2 protein-coding genes and 1 pseudogene are annotated in these 3,383 nt (G+C 71.1%); all 3 read left to right on the top strand.

All coding sequences use genetic code 11. The features are described 5' to 3' along the window. Positions 1–1,294: Ig-like domain-containing protein (locus ACTHMS_RS03595; protein WP_440305303.1), on the top strand; the 1,294-nt coding region annotated here is incomplete at its 5' end. A gap of 225 nt (positions 1,295–1,519) precedes the next feature. Further along, entirely contained in the window at positions 1,520–2,593 is a 1,074-nt protein-coding gene (locus ACTHMS_RS03590) for a DUF916 domain-containing protein (protein WP_440305302.1), read from the top strand. Between the two features lie 12 nt (positions 2,594–2,605). After that, positions 2,606–3,383 (top strand): annotated as a pseudogene (locus tag ACTHMS_RS03585) (hypothetical protein); the annotation flags it as partial.

The following is a 3,383-nucleotide window of genomic DNA, read 5'->3' as shown; positions in this document are numbered from 1 at the left end:
GAACCTCTACCAGCTGCGCCTGGTCACGGCGGCGGGCTCGAACCAGGACCCGCAGTACCAGGTCGCCGACGTCCTGGTCTCCGGCAACACCTGGACGCAGGTCTACCCGGCCGTCAAGGCGAACACGGTCACGACGCTGACGGCGGCGCCGAACCCGGCGAACCTGCCTGCCGGCAGCGGCACGTCGGTCTCGGTCACGCTGACCGCGAACGTCGCGTCCGGTGGCAGCGCCTTCACCGCCGGCACCGTGCAGTTCAAGAACGGCAGCACGAACATCGGCTCGCCCGTCGCGGTGGACTCGACCGGCAAGGCGAGCACGACGGCGACGTTCACCTCGACCGGCACGTTCCCGCTGTCGGCGGTCTTCACCCCGACCGACACGACGAGCTACAACGGCTCGACCGGCACGACATCCGAGGTCGTCACCCAGGCGACGTCGACCTTCACGTCGCTCAGCGTGGTGCAGGACGGCACCGCCGGTGACGACGTCATGCTGACCGCGAACGTCACGTCGGGCAGCCCGGCGGCTCCGTTCGGTGCCGGCACGGTGGCGTTCTACGACAACGGGTCGTCGACGGCGCTCGGTACCGGGACGCAGGGTTCCACCGGCGCCTTCACGCTCGACCTGCCGACCGGCCTCGCCGCCGGTTCGCACTCGATCGTCGCCAGGTTCACCCCGACCGACACGGCCACCTATGCCGGGTCGCAGTCGTCGGCCCAGGCGTTCGTCCTGAGCCCGAAGGCCGTCGGTGCCTGCGCGACCACCGGTTCGGTCTGCAACGACACGCAGAACATCCAGGTGACCGTGCCGGTCGGCACGCTGGTGATCAGCACGCCGTACACCTCGGCCAACCCGCTCGACCTGAAGACGATGGCGCTGGACCCGAGCGCGAAGTACCTCACCGCCAGTGCGGGCTTCGAGCACATCCAGGTGACCGACCAGCGGTCGGGCAACCTGCCCTACACCGTGACGGCGTCCGCCTCGAACCTGTCCGACGGCAAGTCCAACGCGGGCAGCACCATCGACGCGCACGACGTCGGTCTCACCGGCCTGGCGAAGACCTCGTCCAGCAACCTGACCGGCGCGGTGACCTTCACCGACGCGCCGGCGGCGAACCTGCCGGTCGCACCGGGTGCCTCGAGCACCGCGGGCCTCGGCGGCGCCGGTGCGCCGGTCATCTCGGTCGACCACGGCTTCGGCTTCCTAGAGGCCTCCGGCACGCTGACCATCAACGCGCCGATCACGACCGAGCCGGGTCTGTTCACGGGCACGATCACCTTCACCGTGGGCTGATCCAGCCGGATCCGAGGCAGCTCGACAGGGCCTCGACAGCAGTGCACGACACGCTTCGGCGTGGGCGGGGTGGCCGGCGACGGCCGCCCCGCCTTCGTGCATCCGGCAACCCGTGTGGACGGTGCACGACCGGCGCCGCGAACCCCACCATCTGCCCGGCATCCCGCCAACCCTCGTTCACATTGCATTCGTCGCGCGGTCGTCTGCGGACGATTCAGTACAGCCGTGTCCCCCCACCGACCGGCATCGCGCGCCCGGCGCCTGTTCGGCGCCGTCGTCCTGCTGTCGTCGGCGATGACCGTCGCCGTCGGTGCGGTGCCCTCGGTGGCGGCTGCTCCGCACGGGCCGACGACACCGAAGAATGCGACGTTCGGCATCGGACCCGCCTCGAGCAAGGGCATCGACGGCCGTCCGTACCTGAACTACGTGTCCGACCCGGGCGGCACCCTCACCGACCACATCGCGGTGAGCAACTACGGGACGATCCCGGTGACGCTGCACCTGTACCCGGCGGACGCCGTCTCGACCGCCGGTGGGGCCATCGGCTTCGACCCCGCCGCGCACCCCGGCACGGACGCGCGCCAGTGGATCACCTTCCCCGGCGGCGTCCATGACCTCAGCGTCCATCTCGCACCCCGGCAGGCGCGGATCATCCCCATCCGCGGCGTCATCCCGGCCGACGCCTCGCCCGGCGACCACGTCGTGGGGATCATGGCCGGCTACACCGCCGAGGTCTCGGGCAGGAACGGTCGAATCGCGTTCGAGCAGCGGGTCGCGCTGCGCGCGCTGTTCCGCATCAGCGGCGACGTGCGAAGCAGGCTGGCCGTCACGAGCCTCCACGTCGACTACCGCACCAACTGGAACCCCTTCGGGTCAGGCAGCGCGACCGTCACCTTCGACGTGCGCAACGACGGGAACGTGCTGCTGGCGGGTCAGCAGAAGGTGCAGATCACCGGGGTGCTCGGCGGGTCCGGAACGGTGCACAAGCTGGCACAACTGCCGCTGCTGCTGCCCGGCGCGACGACGTCCCAGCGGGTGACGGTCCGCGATGTCACGCCGGAGATCCTCATGCACGCCCGCGTGACGGTGACGCCGCTCGGCGTCCGGAGCGCGGTCGACCCCGTCCTGGCACCGACATCGGCCACCACGTCGTTCTGGGCCGTGCCCTGGAGCCTCCTGCTCCTCGTCGTGCTCGCGGGGCTCGGTCTCGTCCTGTACCGCCGGCGGCGGCGCGGTCCGCGGCCCGCTCGCACGCCGGGCCGGCCCACGTCCGACGCCCCTCAGCTCGTCGACGCCTGATCAGGAGAGCTCGTGCCTTCCATCGCCCGCTCCGCCGTGCTCGCCATGAGTGCCGTGGCGGTCCTGCTCGCTCCGCTGCCGTCGGCCGCCGCCGACACCGTGCCGCAGGACCCCGCGGTCGCCGGCACGATCGGCTTCTGCGACCTGCACGACCACCAGGTGACCGACGGTCCTGTCGACGGCACGCCGTTCGTGTGGAAGGCCGTCGCGAGCCAGCCTCCGCCCAAGGACTACCTCGGGCGCGGCGAGAACACGATCCTCAACATCTTCCAGCCGCGGCCCGGTGTGCCGGCGGGGGAGTGGAGCGGCGATCAGTTGACAGCCGCGACCTTCTACCAGAGCTCGACCCATCCGGCGGCGATCGCCACCAGCCAGGACCTCCCGCTGTCCGCCATCGTCGCTGAGTTCCCACCCCTGGTCGACGGGTTGTACGAGCTGCGGATGTACTTCGGCAAGACCGATTACGGCGTGTACAGCGCGACCTATCCCGCCGTGTTCATCCGCGTCACCGGCGACCGCTGGAACGTCGTGAACGGTGCACCGGTGGACTGCTCGTCCGGCCAGGGACAGTCGTCGGAGGTGCTCGCGGGCACCGTGTCGAAGCAGGACGCCACAAGGATCCCGGACAGTGCCTCGGTGCCCCCGCCGGCGTCGGCGGAGTCGGCCGCGACAGGTCGTCCGTCGCCGGCCGACGGACCCGGATCGCCGTCCCCGACGGCATCGTCGGACGCCGGCCGCCCGCGCCCCGGCGCCCAGTCGTCGGAAGCGTCTACCCCCTCCCTCGTGGCGA

Source organism: Jatrophihabitans sp., from assembly GCF_051960575.1.
Taxonomy (GTDB): domain Bacteria; phylum Actinomycetota; class Actinomycetes; order Mycobacteriales; family Jatrophihabitantaceae; genus JBQCEE01.
The sequence above is the reverse complement of the archived record's forward strand: the minus strand, read 5'-3'. Positions and strand labels throughout refer to the sequence as shown.